Source organism: Nocardioides limicola, from assembly GCF_016827675.1.
In the GTDB taxonomy this organism is placed as follows: Bacteria; Actinomycetota; Actinomycetes; order Propionibacteriales; family Nocardioidaceae; genus Nocardioides; species Nocardioides limicola.
This window is the reverse complement of sequence record NZ_JAERJA010000006.1, coordinates 122,622-145,211: the sequence shown is the minus strand read 5'-3', so window position 1 is coordinate 145,211 and position 22,590 is coordinate 122,622. Positions and strand designations below refer to the sequence as shown.

Below are 22,590 nucleotides of genomic sequence, written 5' to 3'. Positions count from 1 at the left end.
CCTCAGCCCGGGCGGGTGACGTCGCTCGGCGGGTCGCACCGCACCGGGTCCCAGCCGGGCGCTGCGCCCTCCAGCGCCTCGGCGGCGCGGACCCGGCCGAGGTTCCACTCCAGCCACGAGCCCTCTGGCGCTACCCGGGCGCCCAGGGCGCAGGAGGCCTGCTCCTGGGGCAGTCCGGCGAGCACCGGCACCGCATCCGCGGACAGGCTCCGCAGGTAGGACCAATCCACCCGGCCGGTCTCGGCGAAGCGATCGAGGTTGCGCTCGGCGATCCAGGCGTCCGGGTTCAACGCGGCCAGGCCCACCATCAGCAGCGCGCCGCTGAGCAGGGCGAACCGCGGCAGCCAGGCGGCCTTCAACGTCACTCCGCCGACCATCACCGCCAGCACCAGCAACGCCAGCCAGCCCTCGAACACGTCCACCAGCAGTCGCATCCTGGTGAAGCCGTACGCCTCCTGATAGAGGTGCATCCGGTGCAGAGCCGAGGCGACCACCACCAGTGTCTGCAGGCAGAGCAGCCCCATCGAGACGCGGATCCAGAGCCGGTCGCGCGCGGTGACTCTGGCAGCCTTCCGGGCGGCCGCCCAGATCACCAGCAGGGTCAGCGCGGTGGCCACGATCAGTTGTCCGAAGCCCTGGTGGACGTACTCGGCGTAGGTCAGGCCGGTGGTCCGTTGCAGGTAGTCGTGGCCCCCGAAGACCGCCGTCGCCTGGGCGACGAGGAAGGCCGCGAAGACCGCGTTGACCACCAGCACCGGCATCAACCACTCGAAGCGATGCGTCACCGGGCGGGGTGACCTCGACTCGCCGTCCACGCGCGCGGGGTTGAGCGCGAGGTACGCCGCCGCCAGCACCACCCCGCCCACGGCGACCGCGACGAATCCGCGCAACACGATGGTGTCCATCCGTAGCTCCGGCAGCAGTGCCCCCACCCACTCCGACAGCAGGGCGTCGGCCGAGACGAGCAGGGCACCGAAGACCACCAGGCCCAGCACGGACCAGGCGAGGGTCCGCAGCAGCGCAGCCCCGTGGCCGAGGCCGGTGAGGGAGGCGAGGGTCCGGCCCAGCCACGGCAGGCCGCGCAACCCCGACAGCGGCCACGCCAGCCCGGCCAGCACGAAGCCGGCCACGGTGCGTCCGCGGGTGATGCCGCAGACGCAGAGGGTGGCACCGGTCAGCAGGCACAGCACCACGATCCACTCGGCGTCCCTGATCACGGTGGTCAGGGAGAGCAGCACGGCCAGCCCCGCACAGGTGAGGGTGAACGTGTCCCGTCGATGCCGACTCGCGGCCAGCACCACCGTGCCGGCGGCGAGCACCACCAGCCACGTGCCCAGCCCCAGGGCGTGGAAGGGGAGGACCAGCCCGGCGAGTACGCCGACCAGCACCGCTCCGAGGAGCAGCATCGGGCGCGCAGGCAACCCCCGGTCCGGCCAGAACTCACCGAAGATCTCATCGAGCAGCGGACGCGGCGCGACGACCGGCGGCTGGGTCGGCGGGGCCGACGGGGTCACGGGGCTGGCGGTGGGCATCGTTGTCTCCTCGAGGGGCACGCGGCGGGCAGGAGCGCGCCGGGGTAGTTCCACCTGGACGCGGGCCCCCACCCCACCGTCCTCGGGGTCGACGAAGCGGATGCTTCCGCCGTGCAGTTCGGTGACCCATCGGGCGATGGCCAGCCCGAGACCCGTGCCGCCACCACCGGCTGTGCCGGCCAGGGTGCCGAAGGGCTCGAAGACCCGGTCGCGGTCCTCGCGGTCGATGCCGGGTCCGTGGTCCTGCACCTCCAGCAGGTAGCCGTCGCCCTGCCGGCCGGCACGCACCACCACGGTGCCACCGGCCGGGCTGTGCCGGGATGCGTTGTCCAACAGGTTGGCGACGAGTTGGCGCAGCCGGGCGGGGTCGGCATGGAACTGCACATCGGCAGGATCCACCTGGACCTCGTAGGTGACCTCGCGACCGAGGACCCTCGCCTCCGCCACCGCCTCCTCGAGCAGCGGACGGACCTCCAGGCTCTCCGGGTGCAGCGGCGCCTTCCCCGCGTCGACGCGGGCCAGGTCGAGCAGGTCGTCGACCAGACCCGAGAGCCGTTCCGCCTGGCCCAGCGCGGCGGCCATCGAGCCGGGGTCGCTCGGTGCGACGCCGTCGACCAGGTTCTCCAGCACCGCGCACAGTCCGGTCAGCGGCGTCCGAAGCTCGTGGCTGACGTTGGCGATCAACTCGCGCCGCTGCCGGTCCGCGTCGGCCAGGTCGCGGGCCATCGTGTTGAAGGCCCGGGCCAGGTCACCGACCTCGTCGCTGGAGGTGTCGGTGACCCGGACGTCGTAGTCGCCGGTGGCCATCCGCCGGGCTGCCCCGGTCATCTGCCTCAGTGGGGAGGTCATCCCGACCGCCAGCAGTTGGGTGACGGCCAGGGCGATCAGGATCGTCACCGGGAAGCTCAGCCATCCCGGCACGCCACCGCCGGCTGCCAGCGTGCCGACAGCGGCCGCGACGGTGACGCTGGCCGCGACCAGCAGGCCGAGCTTGACCTTGACGGAGGTGATCGGCGCCAGGGGTTGGGCCGTCATCGACGGCTCTCCGGTTCGGTGGGTGTCTCCAGTGCATAGCCGACGCCGTGCACGGTGCGGATCCGGTCGGCGCCGATCTTGGCGCGCAGCCCCTTCACGTGACTGTCGACGGTCCGGGTCCCGGAGGCGCCGGGCCACCCCCAGATGTCGGCCATCAGCGTGTCCCGGGTGACCACGGCCCCCGGCGCGGTGGCCAGGCAGAGCAGCAGGTCGAACTCCGTCGGGGTCAGCCGCACCTCCTCGTCGCCGCGCCAGACCCGCCGCGCGGCGCCGTCGACGCGCAGGTCGCCGACGGCGAGCGCTCGACGCCCGTGCATCTGGGCGGCTCGATCCACCCGGCGCAGCAGCGCCGCGACCCGGGCCACCAGCTCCCGCATCCGGAAGGGCTTGGTCAGATAGTCGTCGGCCCCCACCCCCAGACCGACCAGGATGTCGGCCTCGTCGGTGCGGGCGGTCAGCATCAGCACCGGCATCGGGTGCTCGACCTGGATCCGGCGGCAGACCTCGTGCCCGTCGAAGCCGGGCAGCATCACGTCCAGGACGACCGCGTCGGGGCGATCCTCGGCGCACAGCGCCACCGCACTCGGACCATCGAAGGCCCTCAGTACGTCGTACCCCTCCGCCTGGAGCCGGTCGGAGACGGCCTGGTTGATCAATGGGTCGTCCTCGACGATCAGGATCCGGCGGGTTGTCATGGGGGAAGGCTACGAGCCGAACCGGTCGGGAACCGGGGACGACGTGTGGAGGTTCTGTGCAGGTTGGCTGCGTAGGCTGCCCGAGTGGCCAGGATCCGGATCACCGGCATGTCCGGTGCCGGAGTTGGCCGACCTGATCGACGGCGTCAACCGGGGAGCCCGCTGAGACGTGGATGAAGTGTCCGTGAGGAGGACACACCATGACACTCTCAATCGCGCGGCGCCGCACCGCCGTACTCGCTCTCAGCGGCATCCTGGCCGTGGTGCCCGTGCTCACCCTGGCGCCCCCGGCCGCACCGGCCACCTGCGCCACCGAATGGGGTTCGCTGGCCAAGAAGAAGCCGGGTTTCACCGGCAAGCAGATCGTCAACCTGCGATCGGGGCAGCACCCCTGTTTCGACCGGCTGGTGGTCGACATCAACGCCGCCGGACCGGGCAAGCCCGGCTACCGGGTCCGTTACGTCAAGCAGGTCTCGATGGACGGCTCCGGGGACGCGGTGCCGCTGCGCGGCGGCGCCCGGATCCAGGTGATCGTTCGGGCACCGGCGTACAACGACCAGGGCCGGCTCACCTACCGGCCCGCCAATCGACGCGAGCTCGTCGACGTTTCCGGTTATCGGACCTTCCGCCAGGTCGCGTGGGCGGGCAGCTTCGAGGGCCAGACCACGATCGGGCTCGGCGTCCGCGCCCGACTGCCGATGCGGGTCTTCGTGCTACCCCGCGCCGGCGGAGGACATCGGGTGGTCATCGACGTGGCGCACCGCTGGACCCAGTGAGGGGCCCAATCAGGGACCCAGTGAGGGCTGGAGTGAGTGCCGGGCCGGATCCGGGATGATCAGCGAATCCACCCGGTGCTCGACTCCCTCGGCGCTGCGCACCCCGTCGGCCGTGATCGCATAGACCGGCCACCGGACCAGGGTGCAGCGCGGGTCCTGGAGCGCCGCGTAGAAGCCGCCGCCGAAGGCCGCGTGGTGACGCGCGAACCGGTCGTCGGGGGTGAGCAGTCGCCGTACCCATGGATCCTTGACGGCGGACCTCAGGTGCGCACGGGCGACGAGCCGTCGCGCCAGGGGTCCGGCGACGGGCACGGCGAAGGCGGCCCGGGCCGAGCCTGACAGCGGGGTCGGCAGCCGTGGCAGCACCCAGCCGGGGTCCTCGAGGAAGACCTTGGTGCGGGCGGCGGTGGCGACCACTTTGGGCACCGCCCACGTGGCGTCCGCGCCACTGGCGATGACGGCCACCCGGCGCCCCCGGAAGTCCCGGCCACACCAGGTGTCACCGAGCCACACGTCGCCGGCGAAGGCGGCCGCCCAGTCCGCGTTCACGAGGCCACCGGCTCGTGGGTGATCTCCTCGGTCCACGACTGCGGCTTGCCGAGAAGCCGGGCAGGGATGAGGCCGGTGACCTTCACCAGCGGGTCGGCGAGGAGTCGGTGGTAGGGGTGGCTGCGGTCGATCACCATCCCCGCCTGCGCCTTCAGCACGTGGTACGCCGGGATCCGGCCGGTGAACTCACCGCGCGACCCGATCGTCTTGAACCGCTTGACCGCGCTGTAGAGCTTCTGCTCGGACAGCCCCATCGCCACGATGTTGTCGCGCATCTTGTTGATCAGCGGCACGAAGACCACGATCAGGCCGAGAACGACCTGGGGTTTGAGGTTGCTGGCCGACTCGATGAGCAGCTTCACCAGCGGCCCGGCGCCGATCAGCTCCAACACCTGGAAGTCGACCGCGATGTGCCGGGCCTCATCGGAGTTGATGTGCCGGAACACCTCATGACAGACCGGGTCCTCGACCTCGTCGAGGAGGAACTTCACCAGCGCCCCGTCGAGCGCACACTCCAGCAGCGGGATCAAGGTGGCCAACCCGCTGAGCGGCAGTGTGTCGCCGAAGGTGTCGAGCGTTCTGATCGCCAGCTTCACGTTGATGTTGGGTTCGGGGACGTTGCCCTCGGCGTCGAGCATCCCCCAGCGCTTCATCAGGGCGAGCTCGGCGTTCGCGTGCTTCTGCTCCTCGGCGTGGAAGTACTCGTAGATCTCCCGGATCACCGGGGTGGGCGCCTTGGTGGCCAACGAGGCGAAGCCGCGGGCACCGACGTGCTCGATCCAGACCAGGTCGGCCAGGAAGGGCTGCATCTTGATGCGCAGTTCGTCGGTCATCGTCTCCGCGCCCGGGGCATCCCAGTCGATGTCGGCCAGCGACCACTGCTTGTCCTTGACGGTCTGCAGCATCTCGTCGAAGTCGAACGCCATCGGGTCCTCCAGAGTTGATGAGTGGTCGGCCAGTGGTCGGCAGGGGTCAGCCAGGGGTCAGTCATCGGTCGGCAGGAGGCGGCCGAGCAGGCCCGCTCCTCGGGCATAGACGCCGGGCGCCAGTCGCTTGAGTCGCCACAGCGCCTTGGCGTCGAGTTGCGGCAGCACGTACAGCCGGCCTCGGTCGTGGGCGTTGAGGGTGGCCCGGACCACCCGTTCGGCGGAGAAGCCGGCCACGCTGGCGATGCCTCGGGCCATCCGGGCGGCGGCCGGGTCGATCAGTTCGCCGCCGAAGATGTTGGTCCGGACGAAGGTCGGGCACAGCACCGTGACCGCGACCCCGGTGCCGGACAGCTCCGCGGCCAGTGTCTCGGAGAGGCTGACCACGCCCGCCTTGCTCACGTTGTAGGCGGCCATCCGCGGTGCCGCGGTGAAGCCCGCAGCCGAGGCGACATTGATGACCCCGCCGTGGCCACGCTCCCGCAGCCCCGGCACGAATGTGTGGCAGCCGTGGATGACGCCCCACAGGTTGACGTCGATGGTCCGCTGCCAGTCACTCAGCGGCGCCTCACCCACGACGCGTCCGCCTGCCCCGATCCCGGCATTGTTGACGACCAGGTCCGGCGGCCGGCCGAACCAGTCCGAGGAGGTCATGGCCAGTTCGGCGACGTCCTCCTCGGCCGCCACGTCACAGCCGACCGCGATCGCAGCGCCACCGGCCCGTTCGATCCGGACCACGGTCTCCTTGGCGGTGGACTCATTCAGATCCGCACAGACCACCCGCCCGCCCCGGCGGGCCAGCTCGACCGCGAACGCCCGGCCGATGCCGCTGCCGGCCCCGGTGACCACCGCGTCGGCGCCGACGCTGCGCCGGCGGCTCATGCTCCCTCCACCAGGGTCAGGGACCTCCGCAGCTCGGACGCCGCCAGCTCGCTGACCACGAAGTCGGCCGCCTGCCGCAGCGCCGCCTCGGCCTCGGGGACCACGCGGGTGAGTGCCTGGAAGACGTGCATCTGGCCCGGCCAGACCTCCAACGTGCAACGGCCGCCGCCCCGATTGATCACGGTGGCCAGCTCGTAGGCGTCGGCCGCGAGCATCTCGCGGGCACCGGCTTGCACCAGGGTGGCGGGGAATCCCTCGACATCGTCGAAGGTGAACGTCACCCGGGGCGTGGTCGGATCCTCGTCAGCCAGGTAGAGGTCGATGAGTCGGGCCGCCCTGGCGGCGGAGATCATCGGGTCACGGCGTACTCGCTCCCGGGCGGCGGCCAGGGCCATCGACAGGTCCAGCACCGGGGAGAAGAGCGCCAGCGCGGCGGGGGGTGGCGAGCCTTCGCGCAGCAGTTGCAACGTCAGGTCGAGGGCGAGGTGTCCGCCGGCGGAGTCCCCCGCCACCACGATCCTGGCGGGGTCGTGCCCTTCGGCGACCAGCCATTCGTAGGCGGCGCGTACGTCGTCGGCGGCGCTGGGAAAGCGGTGGGTGGGCGCCAACCGGTAGTCGCAGGCGAAGACCGGGAGCCCGGTGGCCCGCGACAATCGGGTGGTGATGCCGCGGTGGGTGCGCGCCGAGCAGAGGGTGTAGCCGCTGCCGTGGACGTAGAGGATCACCGCGTCCTCGCGCCGGGCCTGCGGTCCGCGCACCCACTCCCCCCGCAGCGACGGACCCTGGGGGGTGGACCGGTCCACCTGGACGATCCGGCTGCCGCGAAGGCCCGGGCCCAGGGCGGCGAGGCTGGTGGCGACCAGCCGCCGGGCGAACCAGACCCCGTGCCGGTTGGCGGGGATGACGGTGGTCAACGGTCGCAGAGTGAGGGAGGTGAGGGTGGCCAGAGCGTGGCTCCGTAGCGAGGCTCTGGTCGACCCATCCTTCTGCTGGCACATGCCCTCAGATTGCACTCTGAGGGCATCTGCCGTCAAGATGTTCCGGTGGAAGGAGCCCGAGTCACCCCCCGACGCTACGGCGGCAAGAGCGCCGACGAGCGGCGTGCCGAGCGACGCGAAGCGCTGGTGGAGGCGGCCCTGGCGATCTGGCAGGAACAGGGCTGGGCCTCGGTGACGATGCGTGGCGTGTGTGCCCGGGCCCGGCTCACCGATCGGTACTTCTACGAGAACTTCACCGACCGCGACGCCCTGCTGGTGACCCTCTGGGACCAGATGCGCGACGAGACCCTCGCGATGCTGCTCGAGGCGATCGAACCCGTGGCCGCCCGTGGACCGTTGGAGCAGTTGCGGGCGGCTCTGGTCGCGGTGGTCCATCACATCGCCGACGAACCCGCTCGGGCGCAGATCATCTTCGGCGACCACGCGGGCAGCGCGGTGCTCGAGCAGCGTCGTCGCGACACCGTGCAGTTGGCCACCGATCTGACGATCGGCCTGGCCGGGCCCTATCTGCGCCCCGGCATCGACGCACTCGCGCTGCGGATCAGCGTCGTGCTGGGCATCGGGGGTTTCGTCGAACTGATGCTCGCCTGGCGGTCCGGACTGATCGACGCGGAGGCCGACCAGCTCATCGACCGCGTTGCGGAGGTGTCGGCCTCGCTCGGCCGCCAGTTCCTGTCCTGGGACGAGTGAGGCGTCCGCCGACTACGATCGCCGACATGATCGGTCTGGTGCTGATGGTGCGCAGGGTGCTCGGCGCGTTCCGCACCGCCTGGGCCGACCACGCCTTCCGTGGGTTGGCGCTCACCCTCGCGGCCCTGGTGGCCAGCGCCACGCTCTTCTACGTCCTGGTGGAAGGCTGGTCACCGCTGGACAGCGCCTACTTCTCGGTGGTCACCGGGCTCACCATCGGGTACGGCGACCTGGCACCGCAGACGGCGATCGGCAAGGTGTTCACGATGCTCTACGCACTGCTCGCGGTGGGGCTCTTCGTCGGGCTCGGCGCCACGTTGGCCAAGGCCTACCTGGACAACCGCACGCGCACGCGCGCCGCACTGCGACAGCGCCGAGCCAAGGACCACTGATCCTGGCGCGGCGGGTGAGCTGGCCGGTGGCGTTCAGACGGCCAGCAGGCCCAGGTACCCGAAGCCGAGCACACCGCGGTAGCCGCTGAGATAGCCCGCGCGCTGCGCGGCGAGGCGCTCCCTGACTGCGGCGGCGTCGGGGTGGTCGGGCGGGTTCTGGGCGAGCCATCGCGCATGACCGGCGCAGAACCCGGACTCGAAGACATCCCACTCGTCCAGGGTGGCCTCGCCGACGAGCACCGGCTGGAAGGCCGCCTCGACGGCGAGCTCGACCAGGGCCGGCAGCGTCACGAACTCGTCCAGGCGTCCCGACAGCGGTGCCGCCGCGGCGTCGGTGGGTGGTTGTGACCAGATGGCCTCGCCGTAGACCAGGCGCCCACCTCGCGGCAGCATGCCGCGCAGCGCGGAGAGTGCGGTCCGGTAGTCGAGGGGCCCCGGGTCCGCCTCCGGGTCGGCCCAGATCTGGCTGGCGCCGATGCAGACCGCCGCCGACACGTCGGCCGGCAACTCCGCCGAGCGGGCGTCGACGGCCTCCAGGCTGACCCGGTCACCGAGCCCGCGCGCTTCGGCGCGGGCGCGACCCTCCCGGATCGCGTCGCCCTTCAGGTCCAGCCCGACACCCCGGGCGTGCGGACTGGCCGCAACCGCCTGTAGGAGCAACTCGGCCCAGCCGCAGCCGACGTCGACGATCGTCGGGGTGCCGCTGATGAACCGCACCAACCGATCGGCGCGTTCCTGGGAGAGCGGCGCGAGGAAGGACAGGTCGTCGTACAGGGGTGGCAGCTGCGGCATCGGGCCATGCTGTCAGCGGCTGTCCTTGACACGCGACCCGTTCTCGCGTGCGGCGTACGCGAGTGCGCTGGGGGGTGGAGCGCAGGGCTGTCTCCGCCCGGGCCGCGGCGTCGCACCCGCGGTTGACAGACGTTCTTGGCAGGTGGAGTGTGACAGGCGGGGGCGCAGCCATCGGGCCCGCGGGTCCGAACCAACCCCGGTGTCAGGAGGACGCCATGCTCACTTCCATTCCCCGCTTCTTCTTCGCAGTGCTGCTCGTGCTGGGTCTCAGCCTCACTGGGGCCGCCAGCGCGTCGCCCGGCCACTACACCGCTCACCTGTCCGGCGGCGAGGAGGTCGCGCCCGTGGACACCCGAGCCACCGGCCAGACCACCTTCCGGCTCAACGCCGATGGGACCGAGTTGAGCTACCGGCTCATCGTCGCCAACATCGAGAACGTCACCCAGGCCCACATCCATCTGGCCCCGGCCGGCGTCAACGGGCCCGTGGTGGCCTGGCTGTATCCCGCGTCGTCACCGGCACAGCCCATCCCCGGTCGCAGCAACGGCGTACTCGCCACCGGAGTGATCACCTCCGCCAACCTGGTCGGCCCGCTGGCCGGTCACGACCTCAGCGACCTGATCGAGCACCTCGAGGCGGGCAACGCCTACGTCAACGTGCACACCTCGCAGTATCCGGGCGGCGAGATCCGCGGCCAGATCAGGTGATCACTCGACTCCCAGACCGTCAATGACCTCCGCACCCGGCCACTGGGCCAGCACCCGGCCGGCGATCACCAGTTTGGAGCGACGTACGCCGGAGCCGATCACGGCAGCCTCGACCGACTGCACCCGCCCATCGACCAGCACCCGCCAGTGCGCCGGAAGGCCCAGGGCGGTGATGCCGCCGTACTCCATCCCGGATTCGGCGACCGCCCGCTCCTGAGGCAGGAAGGAGCACTTGCGCACGTCGAGGAGACGTCGCACGACCCGGTTCACGTCGGCCCGGGTGTGCGCGGGGATCAGGCAGGCCGCGACGCGCTCGTCACCGGCGCGGCTGCCGGCGACCAGCACGCAGTTGACCGAGGCGGTGATGTCGAGGTCGTAGGCGTCGACCAGGGCGGCGGTGTCCGCGATCGCCGGGTCGATCTCCACCACGGTGACCTGGTCCCGCTGGGGCCAGCCCGCCAACGCATCGGCGACCGGTGCCGCCAGCAGTTCCGGGTGCTCGATCGCGGGGAGGCCGACCAGGCCAGGGAGTTCGGGACGCACGTCCTCGATCATGCCGTAGCCGGGCCAACGCAGGCACTCGGGACGCCCTGACGCCCAGACACCGCGTCCAGGCCGTAGGCTCACTGTGGTGAAGGCGCTGCTGACCGAGAACATCCATCCCGTCGCCGTCGAGAACCTCCAGCGTCACGGGTACGACGTCGAGCTGCTCGCCGGCTCCTTGTCGCAGGCCGAGCTCATCGAGCGGCTGCCCGGGGTGACCCTGCTCGGCATCCGCTCCAACACCAACGTGACCGCCGAAGCACTCGACGCGGCCACCGACCTGGCGGCGGTGGGCTGCTTCTGCATCGGCACCAATCAGGTCGACCTGGCCGCCGCCACCGAGCGGGGCATCGGTGTCTTCAACGCGCCCTTCTCCAACACCCGCAGCGTGGTCGAGCTGGTGATCGGCGAGATCATCGCGCTGGCGCGCAGGCTCCCCGAGAAGACCCAGCGGATGCATGCGGGCGTCTGGGACAAGTCAGCACAGGGCAGCCACGAGGTGCGCGCCCGCACGCTGGGGATCGTCGGCTACGGCAACATCGGCACCCAGCTGTCCACCCTGGCCGAGATGCTCGGCATGCGGGTCATCTACTACGACACCGCAGACCGGCTCTCGCACGGCAACGCCCAGCCGATGGCCAGCCTGAACGACCTGCTCGCCGAGGCGGACGTGGTGAGCCTGCACGTGGACGGCCGGGCCGGCAACGCGGGGTTGTTCGGAGAGGCGCAGTTCTCCCGGATGAAGCCGCGGTCGCTGTTCATCAACGCCTCACGGGGCATGGTGGTCGACGATCACGCCCTGCGTCGGCACATCGAGTCCGGCCACATCGCCGGCGCCGCGATCGACGTCTTCCCCAGCGAACCGAAGGCCCAGGGCGACAGGTTCGAGTCGGTGCTGCAGGGTCTCGACAACGTGATCCTCACCCCGCACGTGGGCGGCTCCACCCAGGAGGCGCAGCAGGAGATCGGCCACTTCGTCTCCCGCAAGCTGGCCACCTTCCACCGCGAGGGCAGCACCGAACTGTCGGTGAACCTCCCCCAGGTGCAGCCACCGCCGCTGCGGTCCGGTTCCAGGGTCGGCGTCCTGCACCGGAACGTGCCCGGCGTGGTCGCGGAGCTGAACCTGTCCCTGGCGAAGCAGGGCGACAACGTGAGCGCGCAGTACCTCTCCACCAGTGGCGACCTCGGGTACGTCGTCACGGATGCGGCCGACCCGCTCGCGGCCGAGTCACTGCAACGCCTGGCCGACTCCGAGCACACGCTGTGGGTGCGCACCTACGACGCGTGACCCGCTGACCTCACCCCCGCAGGTCCACCAGTACCGGCCCGTCGGGCACCGCACCCACGATCCGGACCTCTGGTCGGATCCGCAGCTCTCCCCGGCAGCGTGCCTCGGCGGCCGCGACGGCAGCTGCTTCGTCGGTGCCTTCGGCCAGGGACGCTTCGAACACGAATCGGTCCTTGCCGTGGTCGGTCTCGACCACGAAGCGTCCGCCGCTCACCCCGACGTCCGTCAGCCCGTGGCGCACAGAGGCGGCCTGATGCGGGTGAACGAACATGCCGCGCACCTTGATGGCGGCACCGACCCGCCCGAGCACCCCGGCCAGCCGGACCTCGCCGCTGCCGTAGGGCACCCACCGCGACACGTCCCCGGTGCCGAACCGCACCAGCGGATAGGCGTTGTCGGCGAGCAGGGTGACCACGACCTCACCGAGGTCCCCGGCCGGAACCGGCCTGCCGTCGTCGGGATCGCAGATCTCGACATAGACCTCTTCGTCCAGCCGCAGGCCTGCCTCGGGCTCGGTCTCGAAGCCGATCAGGCCGGCCTCGGCAGTGCCATAGGCCATCAGCACGGTCGACACCCGCTCCCGCAGCACCGCCCGCAGTTCGGTCGGCAGCGGCTCGGCGGTGACCAGCGCCTTGTCGATCCGCCAGGCGGACGGCGGGTGGGCCTCCGCGAAGGTGTCGATGAGCAGTTTCAGGTACGACGGCAGTCCGATGTAGGCGCTGACCCCCAGGTCCGCGACGGCCTTGGCCTGGATCTCGGTCATCCCGACGCCGGCGGGCAGCACCGAGGCCCCGACCCCCCGGGACGCCTCGTCGAACATCATCCCCGCCGGCGAGAGGTGGTAGTTGAAGCAGTTGACGACCAGGTCGTCGGGTCCGATGCCGCAGGCGGTCAGCGCCGGCCCGAACCGCCACGGGTCGGGCTCGGCGAGCTGCGGCTCATAGATGGGGCCCGGGGAGGCGAACACCCGCGCCACGTCGGCGTCGGGTCCGACCATGCCGGCGTACCCGATCTCCTGTTGCAGGGCGGGCAACGCGTCCTTGCTGAGCACGCCGATCGCCTCGAAGGCATCCGCGGTGGTCGCCGCCGCGGTGGCCAGTCCGGCCGCCTGCAATCGCCGATCCAGCGCCGGTGCCCGACCCATCCGGGTCACCGCCGCCGCGCGCGGCAGTTGCCGGGCCCGGTAGGCGGCCACCCTGTCGGCCAACTGTTCACCCGAGTTCATCATCGGCTCCTCACAGCCACCGCTTGCGGCGGCGGTAGTGCTTCACATCGCGATAGCTCTTCCGGCCGGCGTCTCCCATGCCGAGGTAGAACTCCTTGACGTCCGGGTTCTCAGCGAGCTCCTGCGCCGAACCGTCGATGACGACGCGGCCCTGCTCCATGATGTAGCCGTGGTCGGCGACCTCGAGGGCGCGCCGCGCGTTCTGCTCGATGACCAGCACCGTGAGACCGGTCTCGTGGTTGAGCCGTCGGATGTAGCCGAAGATCTCCTGCACCAGCATCGGTGCCAGGCCCAGGCTCGGCTCGTCGAGCATCAACAGCCGCGGCTTGGCCATCAGCGCCCGGCCGATGGCCAGCATCTGCTGCTCACCGCCCGAGAGGTACCCGGCGATCCGGGCCCGCATGTCGGCCAGTTTCGGGAAGTACTCGTAGACCAGGTCGTAGTCCGACTTGTCGCCACCTCGCCTGCCGTACGCGCCCGCGATCAGGTTCTCGTGCACGGTGAGGTGCTCGAAGACATGGCGACCCTCCATGCACAGCGACAGACCGGACTGGACCCGCTTGGCGGGATCGACGTGGGTGATGTCCTGGCCGTCGAAGAGGATCGCGCCGTCGCTGACCTCGCCCCGTTCGGTGGTCAGCAGCCCGGAGACCGCCTTGAGGGTGGTGGACTTCCCGGCACCGTTGGATCCCAGCAGCGCGACCACCTTCCCCTCGGGGACGCTGAGGGACAGCCCCCGCAGCACCAGGATCACCTCGTCGTAGATGACCTCGATCCCCTGGATGTCCAGCAGCGCCGCTGGGGAGCCGGTGGTGGCCTCCCCAGCGGACTGCGTGGTGACGTCGGTCATTACGGGGTCACGCCCAACTCGACGACGGTCATCTCGCCGTTCTCGACCCGGTAGATGCCGGTGCCGGAGGAGCCGCGGTGAGAGTCCGGGCTGAAGGAGACGGTGCCACCGCCGACGACGCCGCCGGTCTCGATCGGTGCGCTCTCCAGGGCCTCCTTGATCGCTTCGCCGCTGAGCGAGCCACCGTCGAGTGCCCGACGGATGCCCTCGGCCATCACGTGCATGGTGTACCAGCCCTGGGCGTAGTGCAGGCCGACATCCTCCAGGGTCTGACCGCGGCCGTCGAGGTACTCGGCGACGTCGGCCAGGCCGGGCACGTCGGCCTGCGGCGGGGTGAAGGGCTGGACGAAGACGTGCCCCTCGGCCGCGGCCGGGCCGGCGGTGTCGATGAAGATCTCGTCGCCGCACCAGTTGAGGCAGACGATCGTCATGTCCAGGCCCTGATCGGCCAGGTCACGTGCGACGTTCGCGGCCGGGGTGGAGACGTTCTGGATGACGACGTACGTCTTGTTCTGGTTGTGGGCGCGCCGCAGCAGGCCGACCATGTTGCCGTCGCCGGGCATCGGGAAGTTGGTCAGGCTCAGGTCGAGGCCCTGCTCCTCCACCCACGCCGCACCGTCCGCGAGGGGCGCCTGGCCGAAGGCCGAGTCGTGGTGGAAGACCGCGACCCCTGCCTCGCCGCCGGCGTCCTCGGCGATCCAGTTGAGCGCGACCCGCATCTGGTCGGAGTACGTCGGCGCGACGACGAAGTTGTACGGCCGGGTCGACGGGTCGACCAGCGTCTCGTCGTAGGAGGCGGACATGAAGGGGATCTCGTCGTCGTTGATCCGCTCGGCCAGGATGTTGGTGTCGCCGGTGCCCCACCCCTGGATGGCCACCGCGCCTTCCCGGATGAACCGGTCGTAGAGCGTCACCGCGTTGTCGGGGATGTAGGCGTAGTCCTCGGCCAGCGCCCGGATCTGGCGTCCGTCGATGCCGCCTTGGTCATTGAGCCAGTCGATGTAGCCCAGCATGCCGTTGTGGTACGGCGTACCCACGTCGGCGGTGGCTCCGCTGAGGTCGGCGATCAGCCCAACGGTGATCGGGCCGTCGTCGTCGGCGGCGTCATCGCTGGGGGCGCATGCACTCAGGGCGAGCGCCAGCGCGAGGCTCGCAGCTGCCGCGGATCGGATCTTCATGTGTCTCTCCCTTATCTGTTGGACACGGTTCTTGATGGAACGGCGTTGATGGGTGGCGGTGACCGCCCGCGGGTCAGTAGCGGAACGGCCAGAAGCGGAAGTAGTCCTTGGTGCGCTGCCAGATGCGATCCAGCCCGCGGGGCTCGAAGATCAGGAACAACATGATCAGCAGGCCGAAGAAGATCATCTCCAGGTGCGGGACCCGGCTGGTCCACTCCGAACCGCCGACGTTGAGCAGGGCCTTGGTGATCAACTCCGGGACCATCCACATGAACGCGGCGCCGTACACCGCACCGGCGATGCTGCCCAGGCCGCCGACGATCACCATTGCGACGAAGAGGATCGAGGTCTCCAGCACGAAGGTCTCCGGCGTCGCGTTGCCGCGATAATGCGCCCACAGCGCGCCGGCGAGACCGGCGAACCCTGACGAGACGGCGAAGGAGGTGACCTTGGCGCGGGTGACGTTGACACCGATCGCGGCCGCGGCGATGTCCTGGTCGCGCACCGCCATGAACGAGCGCCCCACCGAACTCCGGACCAGGTTCCGTCCCGCATAGACCGAGAGCACCGCGAAGACGAGCAGGATCCAGTACCACTGCCAGTGGCCGGCCCCACGCGCGGCGATCTCGAACCCGCCGATCCGGAGCCGGCTGAGGTTCATGGTCTCGCCCTGGTCGTGCAGCCAGGACCACTGACTGGCCACGAAGATGATCACCGTCTGGCTGGCCAGCGTGGCGATCGCCAGGTAGAGACCCTTGAGTCGCAGCGCTGGCAACCCGAAGAAGGCGCCCAGGGCGGCGGTGAAGACGACCGCGGCGAAGATGCCGACGGGCGCGGGCAGGTCGAAGCGTTGATAGAACACGCCGGCGGTGAAGGCCCCCACACACAGGAAGCCGCCGTGGCCCAGGGAGATCTGGCCGGTGTAGCCGATCAGGATGTTCAACCCGACAGCCCCGATCACCACGATCAGGACCATGTTGATCACATGCAGTTCGAGCACCTGATGCAGCGGGCCGGTCGCCAGGCTCGGCAACGCGAGCAGGAAGCCGGCGATCAGCGCCAGCCGCGCCCATTCGGCCTTGGTCCGGCGCAGGGCGGACTCGGCGCGGTAGCTGGTGAAGTAGGTGCCAGTCGATGACGCGGCCATGGCTCAGACCCTCTCGATCCGGGTTTGGCCGAAGAGGCCGTACGGCCTCACCAGCAGGATGAGCAGCAACAGCACGTAGGGACCGACCTCGGCATAGCTGCCGTCCCAGAAGCCGTTGATGTAGTTCTTGGTCAGGCCCACGATCAGCCCGCCGACGATGGTGCCGGGGACCGAGTCGAGACCACCGAGGATCACCACCGGGAACACCAGCAACCCGAAGGCGGTCAGGCTGGGGCTCACCGCTTCGATGTCACCCAGCAGCACGCCACCTATCAGCGCACTCACCGCGGCCAGCGCCCACGCCAGCGCGAACGCCCGGCGCACCGAGATCCCGACGGTCAGCGAGGCCTGCTGGTCGTCGGCCACCGCACGCATTGCGATGCCGTGGCGGCTGTACCGGAAGAAGACGGTGAAGGCCAGCAGCACGACCGCGGCGATGACGATCGCGGACACGCGGTCCAGCGGCAGCCGGGCCCCGGCGAACTCCAGGCTCCCCGAGGGCAGGATCTTGGGCTGGCGCTGCGGCTGGACGCCGAAGAAGAGGGTGACCGCGCCCTTGAGCACCGACGCCAGGCCGATGGTCACCATGATCACGCTGATCGGGTTCTCCCCGACCAGTGGCCGCAGCACGAGTCGTTCCACCACCACACCGAGCGCCACTGCGACGACCACCCCCAGCAGGGTGGCGACCACGAACGGCATCTGGAAGATCACGAAGAACGTGTAGACGGTGAAGGCGCCGATCAGCAGCAACTCGCCCTGGGCGAAGTTGATCACACCTGTCGCCTTGAAGATCAGCACGAAGCCCAGCGCGGCGAGCGCGAGGATCGCGCCGTCGGAGAGGCCGTAGAGGGTGAAGGTCACGAAGTCACTCATGCGCGGCTGCTCCAGACCGGTCGTGGCTTGGCGTTGGCGGGCGGCTGGTAGCTGGTCAGGTCGTGGACCGGCATCGTCACCTCTCGTTCCACACTGGTGCCGTCCTGATAGGTCACCGTGTTGGTCAGGGTCACCACCTCGTCGCCGCGCTCCAGGGCGGCGATGAGCTCGGCGTACCGCTCGTCGATGACCGAGCGGCGCACCTTGCGGGTGCGGGTGATCTCGTCGTCGTCAGGGTCGAGCTGCTTGAACAGCAGGGCGAAGCGGCGGACCCGGATGGCTTCGGGAAGGTCCTGATTGGCCCGGTGCACCTCGGCGCGCAGCAGTTCGCCCACCGCCGGGTTGGCGGCCAGATCCGTGTAGGTGGTGTAGCCGATGCGGTTCTGTTCGGCCCAGGAGCCGGTGGTGCCGGGGTCGATGACCACCATCGCGGTGATCTCGTCCCGGCCGAAGATCACGGCCTCCTCCACGTACGGCGAGAACTTGATCTTGTTCTCGATGAACGCGGCGGAGAAGAGGCTGCCGTCCGGCGCGGTCTGCACGTCCTTGGCACGGTCGATCACCACCAGGTGCCCGTCCTCGAGGTAGCCGGCGTCGCCGGTGTGCAGCCACCCGTCGTCGGTCTTCGCCTCGGCGGTGGCGGCCTCGTTGTTCAGGTAGCCACCGAAGACCGACGGCGAGCGGAGCAGGATCTCCCCGTCGTCGGCGATCCTCAGCTCGGTGCCGGCCAGCGGCACCCCGACGGTGTGGAACCGGACGTCGTCGTTGTGGTGCAGCACCGCGATCCCACAGATCTCGGTCTGGCCATAGATCTGCTTGAGGTTGACCCCGATCGCGTGGAAGAACCGGAACACGTCAGGGCTCAGCGGGGCGCCGCCGGTGTAGGCGTAGCGGATCCGGGTGAGACCGAGCTGGTCCCGCACCGGGCGCAGTGCGATCACGTTGGCGATGAACAGCAGCAGGGCCCCGAGCACGCCCGACGACTTGCCGTTGACCCGACGCTCGGCCATCCGGTCGCCGATCCCGTAGCCGAGGCCGAAGACCTTGCGCTTGAGCCAGCCCGCCTCGTCGATCCGCACCTGGACGTCGGAGAGCATCGACTCCCAGATCCGTGGCGGGCTGAACATCACGCTCGGACCGATCTCGCGCAGGTCGAGGCGCTGGGTCTCGGCCGACTCGGGGAAGGAGAGCGTGAGTCCGCGCAGCAGGCCGCAGGCCACCGCGGTCATCTGCTCACCGATCCAGGCCAGCGGCAGGAACGAGACGAACCGGTCCTTGGGCCCCAGGACGTCGAGTTCGGTCAGGTGGGTCGCCATCGTCAGCAGGTTGGCGTGACTGAGCCTGGCCAGCTTGGGCAGCGAGGTGGTGCCCGAGGTGGTGCAGACCACGGCCACGTCGTCGTGATGACCCGCGGCGACCTGCTCGTCGTACCACGAGGGCTTGTCCTGACCCCAGGCCCGGCCGCGACGCTCGAGGTCGACGAACTCCATCAGCCAGTCGTGGTGGTAGGTCTCCAGACCGTGCGGGTCGTAGTAGACCACCGTCGGCTGCCGGTCGAGCTGGTCCCGGACCTTGATCAGCTTGTCGACCTGTTCCTGGTCCTCGGCCACCACGACGTCGGCGCTGCTCATCTGCAGGATGTGGACGATCTCGTCGTCGAGGCTGGTCGGGTAGATGCCCACCACCGCGGCGCCGATCGACTGGGCAGCCAGTTCGGTGACGATCCACTCGGGCCGGTTGTCGCCCAGTACGGCGACGATGTCACCGCGCCGCACCCCCAGCGAGGCCAGGCCGTGCGCGGTCGCGCGTACCTGGTCGGCGTACTGCTCCCAGGTGATCGGCAGCCAGATGCCGTAGCGCTTCTCCTGCATCGCGATCCGGGTGGGATTGGCGGCGACCTGCTTGTCCAGCAGGCGCGGGAAGGTGGTCTCGTACGGCGCGTTCACTCGTCGTCCCCCAGGTAGGCGCGGATCACGTCGTCGTTCTGGGCGATCTCGGTCGGGGTGCCGTCGCCGATCACCTTCCCGAAGTCGAGCACGGTGATGTGGCTGGAGATGTCCATGATCACGGACATGTCGTGCTCGATGATGAGCACGGACACGCCCCTCAGCTCGTTGACGTCGAGGACGAAACGGGCCATGTCCTCCTTCTCCTCGGCGTTCATGCCGGCCATCGGCTCGTCGAGGAGCAGCAGCGAGGGCTCGATGCAGAGGGCGCGTCCGAACTCGACCCGCTTCTGGATGCCGTAGGCCAGCGCCCCCACCGGCGCATGTCGATGCGCCTGCAGCTGCAGCAGGTCGATGACCTCCTCGACGAACTCGCGGTGGGCGAACTCCTGCCGCCGGGCCGGGCCGAACCAGACCATCCCGGCCAGCACCCGGTGCTTCATGTGGATGTGCCGGCCGAGCATCAGGTTCTCCAGCACGGAGAGGTGGCCGAAGAGCTCGATGTTCTGGAAGGACCGGGCCACACCGAGCCGGGCGATCTGGTGCGGCTTGCGGGTCACCAGGTCGGTGCTGCCCACCTCGCCGTCGCGCACCGTGTGCAGCTGGATCCGGCCCTCCTGGGGCCGGTAGAGCCCACTCACGCAGTTGAGCATGCTCGACTTGCCCGCGCCGTTGGGTCCGATCACCGCATGGATGTCGCCCTGCCGCATCCGGAACGAGACGTCGGAGAGCGCCCTGATGCCACCGAATCGCAGTGACACGCCCGACACGTCCAGCAGTGGCTCGCCCGCCGCGACACCGCTCGAGTTCAGGTCGAACTGATAGGCCCTGGTCAGCACCCGGCTTCTTCCTTCCTCGGTGGCCCAGACGGACACCGTGTGACGCACCTTACAATTTCAGTATGTGGAAGTGCAATGCTTTTGCTGGAAGATTCTTTCGCCCACCCGAAGCCAACTTCACTGATAGGTTGGGCCTCCTGATATCCGAAAGGGGGTTGCGGCGCTCATGTCCGAAGCAGCCGATGGCCAGTCGACAGCCGCGCGGGGGACCCTCGGCACCGTGCGCAACGCGGTGCTGCTGCTGGACCTGCTCAGCGACGGGCCGGCGTACCAGCAACTGACCGACCTCGCGGAGCGGTCCGGCCTGGCCGTGCCCACCGCACACCGACTCTTGCGCTCCCTGGTGCAGGCGCAGATCGTCCACCAGGACTCGCGCACCTCTCGCTACAGCCTCGGACCCGAGGTGGTGCGGCTCTCGCAGCGCTACCTGGGCCGACTGCCGGTCCTCTCCGCCCTGGCCCCCTACCTCATCGATCTCCGCGACGCGCTGGACGCGACGGTCACGGTGGCGCTCGTGGTTCGCGAGAGCGTCGTGTACGTCGACCGCGTGGACGGCCGCGACGGCGGGCCCTACCGGGAGAGCCACCGGCTGGCGAACGCGCTCGACACGGCGGCGGGACGACTCCTGATCGCCCGCTCCGACGATGCCTCCTGGCAGCGCTGCCTCGACACCCATGCCGGTCCGGTCCCCGAGTCTCCCGACAGACTGCGTGCCCAGTGGCGCGGCACCGACTCGCTGATCACCGACGACGGCCCGGCCCCGGTCATCGAGGCCGCCGTCGCGGTCATCGACTCGCACGGCGAGGCCCGCGCAGCCCTGGCCGCATCCTTCCCCGCGCACCAGCCCGAACGGGCCGAGCAGGCGCTCAACCAGCTCAAGCGCACGGCCACCGCGGTCGGAAGGACGCTCGGCAATGCCTGAAGCCAGCAGCCCCCACGACGCCATCGAGGACTGGCGCGCCGAGGCCGACCAGCTCACCTGGACGACGCCGTTCCACACGCTCTTCGCCGAGAACCCCCCGTTCCACGACTGGTTCGTCGGCGGGGAGCTCAACCTCGCCGCCAACTGCACCGATCGACACCTGCCACTGATGGGCGACCGGGTCGCGTTCCACTGGGAGGGCGAGCCGGGCGATCGCCGATCGTGGACCTATCGGGAACTTCATCGCGAATCGTGCCGGGTCGCCGCCGGTCTGCGTGAGCTCGGCATCGTCCGGGGCGACCGGATCGCGCTGCACGTCGGGTGGCTGCCCGAGTCGGTGGCGACCCTGATGGCCGCGTTCCGGATCGGTGCCGAGGTCACCGTGATCCCGATCATGCTGCCCGTGGAGTCGCTGTCGGCGCGACTCGCTGACTTCGGGCCCACGCTGCTGGTCACCCAGGACGGCGGCTGGCGCCGCGGCACCATCCTCCCGCTCAAGTCCCGCGCCGACGACGCCATGGAGGCGGTCGACAGCATCGAGCACACGGTGGTCATCCGACGCGCCGGCATCGAGGTGGAGTGGTTCGAGGGCGATCGCTGGTACCACGACCTGGCCGGCACCGACGACACCGCGGAGTCCCTCCCCGCCGACCACCCGGCGTACGCGGTCTATCTCGCCAACCGGGGCGGCCAGCCGGTCGCCATCCACCTCGGCTCGGCCAACATCGCTGCGGCGACGATCGCCAACCACCGGCACGTGATGTCGCCGAACCCCGAGGAGATCTCGTGGTGCGCTGCGGAGATCTCCTGGCCGGGCGGTCAGTTCTACGGGATCCTCGGTCCGCTGCTCAGCGGGCGCACGGCGGTGATGTACGAGGGCACCCTCGACTTCCCGGACCCGTCGCGGGCGTGGCAGATCGTGGAGCGGTACGCCGTCTCCTCGGTCCTGACCTCGCCCTCCGTCGTTGCCGCGCTCCGCGCCTGGTCGCTGGTGGCTGACCACGACATCACCTCACTGCAACGGATGGTGACCCTGGGTGAGCCGCTGGATCCACGGCTGCGTGACTGGTTGCGCGAACTCCTGGGTGAGGCAGCGGTGCTCGCCGACGGGTGGGGCCAGATGGAGCTGGGCGGGCTGGTGAGCTACGACCTCCCCGAACCCACCGGTCTCCCCCGCCCGGGTGTCGCCCTGCTGGATCCCGAGGGCAACGAGGTGCGTGATGGCGAGGCCGGTGAGTGGGTGCTGCGACACCCCTGGGCCGGCACCATGCGCGCCGTGGAGACCAGCGGACCCGACCCGACGGCGTACCACTGGGATCGCTATCCCGGCCGCTACGCCACCGGGGACAAGGCACGACGCCGACCCGACGGCAGCGTGGAGTTCCTGGGCCGCTACGACGAGGTGATCTCGATCTCGGGGCAACTGGTCTCACTCACCGAGGTCAGCCAGGCGCTGCTGGATCATCCGTTCGTGGCCGCCGCGGAGGCCTTCGAGAAGATCGACGCCAGGCTGGGCCGCTCGGTGGGCGCCGCCATCGTGCTGGAGCCCGGCGCCCCGGACGACGACCGCACGCTGCGCGACATGCAGGACTCGGTGCGCGAACTGCTGGGTGGATTGAGCCGGCCGCAGGTGTTGCTGGTGCTCGATCGGATCGACCGTTCGGTCACCCGGCCCGCGTTGCAGGAGGGGTTGGCCACGCTTGCTGCGGGCGCCGGGGACTCCGCACTGCGACTCCCCTGGTCGGCCGTGGCCGAGACGCTCAACCGTCGCTGACCTCGCCCCACCCAACCCCGATTCCCGT

22 protein-coding genes are annotated in these 22,590 nt (G+C 70.0%); 7 read left to right on the top strand and 15 right to left on the bottom strand.

Annotation, left to right across the window (positions count from 1 at the left end):
* Window positions 1–2: 2 nt before the first annotated feature.
* Together JKG67_RS13025 and JKG67_RS13020 are read right to left on the bottom strand one after the other, a co-directional pair.
* Window positions 3–2,567 carry a DUF4153 domain-containing protein gene (locus JKG67_RS13025; protein ID WP_203337750.1) on the bottom strand — a complete coding sequence of 855 codons (2,565 nt, stop codon included), beginning with the start codon at window positions 2,565–2,567 and terminating at the stop codon, window positions 3–5.
* Window positions 2,564–3,262, bottom strand: coding sequence for a response regulator transcription factor (locus JKG67_RS13020; RefSeq protein WP_203337749.1), 699 nt, complete (start codon window positions 3,260–3,262; stop codon window positions 2,564–2,566). The genes JKG67_RS13025 and JKG67_RS13020 overlap by 4 nt, the downstream gene beginning before the upstream one ends.
* A gap of 200 nt (window positions 3,263–3,462) precedes the next feature.
* Between JKG67_RS13020 and JKG67_RS13015 the strand changes: the two genes are divergently transcribed.
* The gene (locus JKG67_RS13015; RefSeq protein ID WP_203337748.1) at window positions 3,463–4,038 is read left to right on the top strand and encodes an AMIN-like domain-containing (lipo)protein; all 576 of its coding nucleotides are present in this window, start codon (window positions 3,463–3,465) and stop codon (window positions 4,036–4,038) included.
* 9 nt (window positions 4,039–4,047) lie between these two features.
* Here JKG67_RS13015 and JKG67_RS13010 read toward each other — a convergent pair whose 3' ends face one another.
* The 4 genes from JKG67_RS13010 to JKG67_RS12995 are packed head-to-tail and all read right to left on the bottom strand — an operon-like array spanning window position 4,048 to window position 7,309.
* Window positions 4,048–4,587, bottom strand: coding sequence for an NAD(P)/FAD-dependent oxidoreductase (locus JKG67_RS13010; protein ID WP_203337747.1), 540 nt, complete (start codon window positions 4,585–4,587; stop codon window positions 4,048–4,050).
* Complete coding sequence (locus JKG67_RS13005) at window positions 4,584–5,513, bottom strand: ferritin-like domain-containing protein (protein ID WP_203337746.1); 930 nt, start codon at window positions 5,511–5,513, stop codon at window positions 4,584–4,586. The genes JKG67_RS13010 and JKG67_RS13005 overlap by 4 nt, the downstream gene beginning before the upstream one ends.
* Window positions 5,514–5,570: 57 nt before the next feature.
* Complete coding sequence (locus JKG67_RS13000) at window positions 5,571–6,395, bottom strand: SDR family NAD(P)-dependent oxidoreductase (protein ID WP_203337745.1); 825 nt, start codon at window positions 6,393–6,395, stop codon at window positions 5,571–5,573.
* Window positions 6,392–7,309 (bottom strand): alpha/beta hydrolase, encoded by a 918-nt coding sequence (locus JKG67_RS12995; protein WP_203337744.1) that lies wholly within the window; start codon window positions 7,307–7,309, stop codon window positions 6,392–6,394. The genes JKG67_RS13000 and JKG67_RS12995 overlap by 4 nt, the downstream gene beginning before the upstream one ends.
* 129 nt (window positions 7,310–7,438) lie before the next feature.
* Here JKG67_RS12995 and JKG67_RS12990 point away from each other — a divergent pair, with 129 nt between their 5' ends.
* The gene (locus JKG67_RS12990; RefSeq protein ID WP_203337743.1) at window positions 7,439–8,083 is read left to right on the top strand and encodes a TetR/AcrR family transcriptional regulator; all 645 of its coding nucleotides are present in this window, start codon (window positions 7,439–7,441) and stop codon (window positions 8,081–8,083) included.
* Window positions 8,084–8,109: 26 nt separating this feature from the next.
* Window positions 8,110–8,475, top strand: coding sequence for a potassium channel family protein (locus tag JKG67_RS12985; RefSeq protein ID WP_203337742.1), 366 nt, complete (start codon window positions 8,110–8,112; stop codon window positions 8,473–8,475).
* Between the two features lie 33 nt (window positions 8,476–8,508).
* Here JKG67_RS12985 and JKG67_RS12980 read toward each other — a convergent pair whose 3' ends face one another.
* Entirely contained in the window at window positions 8,509–9,267 is a 759-nt protein-coding gene (locus JKG67_RS12980; RefSeq protein ID WP_203337741.1) for an SAM-dependent methyltransferase, read from the bottom strand.
* Window positions 9,268–9,482: 215 nt separating this feature from the next.
* Between JKG67_RS12980 and JKG67_RS12975 the strand changes: the two genes are divergently transcribed.
* A complete protein-coding gene (locus tag JKG67_RS12975; RefSeq protein ID WP_203337740.1) occupies window positions 9,483–9,974 on the top strand; it encodes a CHRD domain-containing protein in 492 nt (163 codons plus the stop codon).
* Here the strand turns inward: JKG67_RS12975 and JKG67_RS12970 are convergent, their stop codons facing one another.
* The gene (locus JKG67_RS12970) at window positions 9,975–10,529 is read right to left on the bottom strand and encodes a YbaK/EbsC family protein (protein ID WP_203337739.1); all 555 of its coding nucleotides are present in this window, start codon (window positions 10,527–10,529) and stop codon (window positions 9,975–9,977) included. It lies immediately after the preceding gene.
* A gap of 76 nt (window positions 10,530–10,605) precedes the next feature.
* Between JKG67_RS12970 and serA the strand changes: the two genes are divergently transcribed.
* Entirely contained in the window at window positions 10,606–11,805 is a 1,200-nt protein-coding gene (gene serA, locus JKG67_RS12965; RefSeq protein ID WP_372442087.1) for a phosphoglycerate dehydrogenase, read from the top strand.
* Between the two features lie 10 nt (window positions 11,806–11,815).
* On the opposite strand, the gene JKG67_RS12960 is transcribed toward serA, so the two are convergent.
* The 7 genes from JKG67_RS12960 to JKG67_RS12930 form a co-directional block, all read right to left on the bottom strand.
* The gene (locus JKG67_RS12960; protein WP_203337737.1) at window positions 11,816–13,030 is read right to left on the bottom strand and encodes a phenylacetate--CoA ligase family protein; all 1,215 of its coding nucleotides are present in this window, start codon (window positions 13,028–13,030) and stop codon (window positions 11,816–11,818) included.
* Between the two features lie 10 nt (window positions 13,031–13,040).
* Window positions 13,041–13,880: an ABC transporter ATP-binding protein gene (locus tag JKG67_RS12955; protein ID WP_203337736.1), complete on the bottom strand. Its 840-nt coding sequence runs from the start codon at window positions 13,878–13,880 to the stop codon at window positions 13,041–13,043.
* Window positions 13,880–15,058 carry an ABC transporter substrate-binding protein gene (locus JKG67_RS12950; RefSeq protein WP_203337735.1) on the bottom strand — a complete coding sequence of 393 codons (1,179 nt, stop codon included), beginning with the start codon at window positions 15,056–15,058 and terminating at the stop codon, window positions 13,880–13,882. The genes JKG67_RS12955 and JKG67_RS12950 overlap by 1 nt, the downstream gene beginning before the upstream one ends.
* A 73-nt stretch (window positions 15,059–15,131) precedes the next feature.
* On the bottom strand, window positions 15,132–16,205 hold the full coding sequence (locus JKG67_RS12945) for a branched-chain amino acid ABC transporter permease (protein ID WP_203337734.1): 1,074 nt from the start codon (window positions 16,203–16,205) through the stop codon (window positions 15,132–15,134).
* 3 nt (window positions 16,206–16,208) lie between these two features.
* Window positions 16,209–17,081 (bottom strand): branched-chain amino acid ABC transporter permease, encoded by an 873-nt coding sequence (locus JKG67_RS12940; RefSeq protein WP_203337733.1) that lies wholly within the window; start codon window positions 17,079–17,081, stop codon window positions 16,209–16,211.
* The gene (locus tag JKG67_RS12935) at window positions 17,078–19,027 is read right to left on the bottom strand and encodes an AMP-binding protein (RefSeq protein WP_203337732.1); all 1,950 of its coding nucleotides are present in this window, start codon (window positions 19,025–19,027) and stop codon (window positions 17,078–17,080) included. The genes JKG67_RS12940 and JKG67_RS12935 overlap by 4 nt, the downstream gene beginning before the upstream one ends.
* Window positions 19,024–19,902: an ABC transporter ATP-binding protein gene (locus tag JKG67_RS12930; RefSeq protein ID WP_307816555.1), complete on the bottom strand. Its 879-nt coding sequence runs from the start codon at window positions 19,900–19,902 to the stop codon at window positions 19,024–19,026. The genes JKG67_RS12935 and JKG67_RS12930 overlap by 4 nt, the downstream gene beginning before the upstream one ends.
* A gap of 130 nt (window positions 19,903–20,032) precedes the next feature.
* Between JKG67_RS12930 and JKG67_RS12925 the strand changes: the two genes are divergently transcribed.
* Window positions 20,033–20,788 carry an IclR family transcriptional regulator gene (locus JKG67_RS12925; protein WP_203337731.1) on the top strand — a complete coding sequence of 252 codons (756 nt, stop codon included), beginning with the start codon at window positions 20,033–20,035 and terminating at the stop codon, window positions 20,786–20,788.
* Window positions 20,781–22,562: an AMP-binding protein gene (locus JKG67_RS12920; RefSeq protein WP_203337730.1), complete on the top strand. Its 1,782-nt coding sequence runs from the start codon at window positions 20,781–20,783 to the stop codon at window positions 22,560–22,562. The genes JKG67_RS12925 and JKG67_RS12920 overlap by 8 nt, the downstream gene beginning before the upstream one ends.
* Window positions 22,563–22,590 lie beyond the last annotated feature (28 nt).

Bases quoted from the DNA above. Each gene is read 5' to 3' on its own strand.
- JKG67_RS13025 (WP_203337750.1), bottom strand. From the start codon at position 2,567: ATGACGGCCCAACCCCTGGCGCCGATCACCTCCGTCAAGGTCAAGCTC.
- JKG67_RS13020 (WP_203337749.1), bottom strand. From the start codon at position 3,262: ATGACAACCCGCCGGATCCTGATCGTCGAGGACGACCCATTGATCAAC.
- JKG67_RS13015 (WP_203337748.1), top strand. From the start codon at position 3,463: ATGACACTCTCAATCGCGCGGCGCCGCACCGCCGTACTCGCTCTCAGC.
- JKG67_RS13005 (WP_203337746.1), bottom strand. From the start codon at position 5,513: ATGGCGTTCGACTTCGACGAGATGCTGCAGACCGTCAAGGACAAGCAG.
- JKG67_RS13000 (WP_203337745.1), bottom strand. From the start codon at position 6,395: ATGAGCCGCCGGCGCAGCGTCGGCGCCGACGCGGTGGTCACCGGGGCC.
- JKG67_RS12985 (WP_203337742.1), top strand. From the start codon at position 8,110: ATGATCGGTCTGGTGCTGATGGTGCGCAGGGTGCTCGGCGCGTTCCGC.
- JKG67_RS12980 (WP_203337741.1), bottom strand. From the start codon at position 9,267: ATGCCGCAGCTGCCACCCCTGTACGACGACCTGTCCTTCCTCGCGCCG.
- JKG67_RS12975 (WP_203337740.1), top strand. From the start codon at position 9,483: ATGCTCACTTCCATTCCCCGCTTCTTCTTCGCAGTGCTGCTCGTGCTG.
- JKG67_RS12970 (WP_203337739.1), bottom strand. From the start codon at position 10,529: ATGATCGAGGACGTGCGTCCCGAACTCCCTGGCCTGGTCGGCCTCCCC.
- JKG67_RS12960 (WP_203337737.1), bottom strand. From the start codon at position 13,030: ATGAACTCGGGTGAACAGTTGGCCGACAGGGTGGCCGCCTACCGGGCC.
- JKG67_RS12955 (WP_203337736.1), bottom strand. From the start codon at position 13,880: ATGACCGACGTCACCACGCAGTCCGCTGGGGAGGCCACCACCGGCTCC.
- JKG67_RS12950 (WP_203337735.1), bottom strand. From the start codon at position 15,058: ATGAAGATCCGATCCGCGGCAGCTGCGAGCCTCGCGCTGGCGCTCGCC.
- JKG67_RS12945 (WP_203337734.1), bottom strand. From the start codon at position 16,205: ATGGCCGCGTCATCGACTGGCACCTACTTCACCAGCTACCGCGCCGAG.
- JKG67_RS12940 (WP_203337733.1), bottom strand. From the start codon at position 17,081: ATGAGTGACTTCGTGACCTTCACCCTCTACGGCCTCTCCGACGGCGCG.
- JKG67_RS12925 (WP_203337731.1), top strand. From the start codon at position 20,033: ATGTCCGAAGCAGCCGATGGCCAGTCGACAGCCGCGCGGGGGACCCTC.
- JKG67_RS12920 (WP_203337730.1), top strand. From the start codon at position 20,781: ATGCCTGAAGCCAGCAGCCCCCACGACGCCATCGAGGACTGGCGCGCC.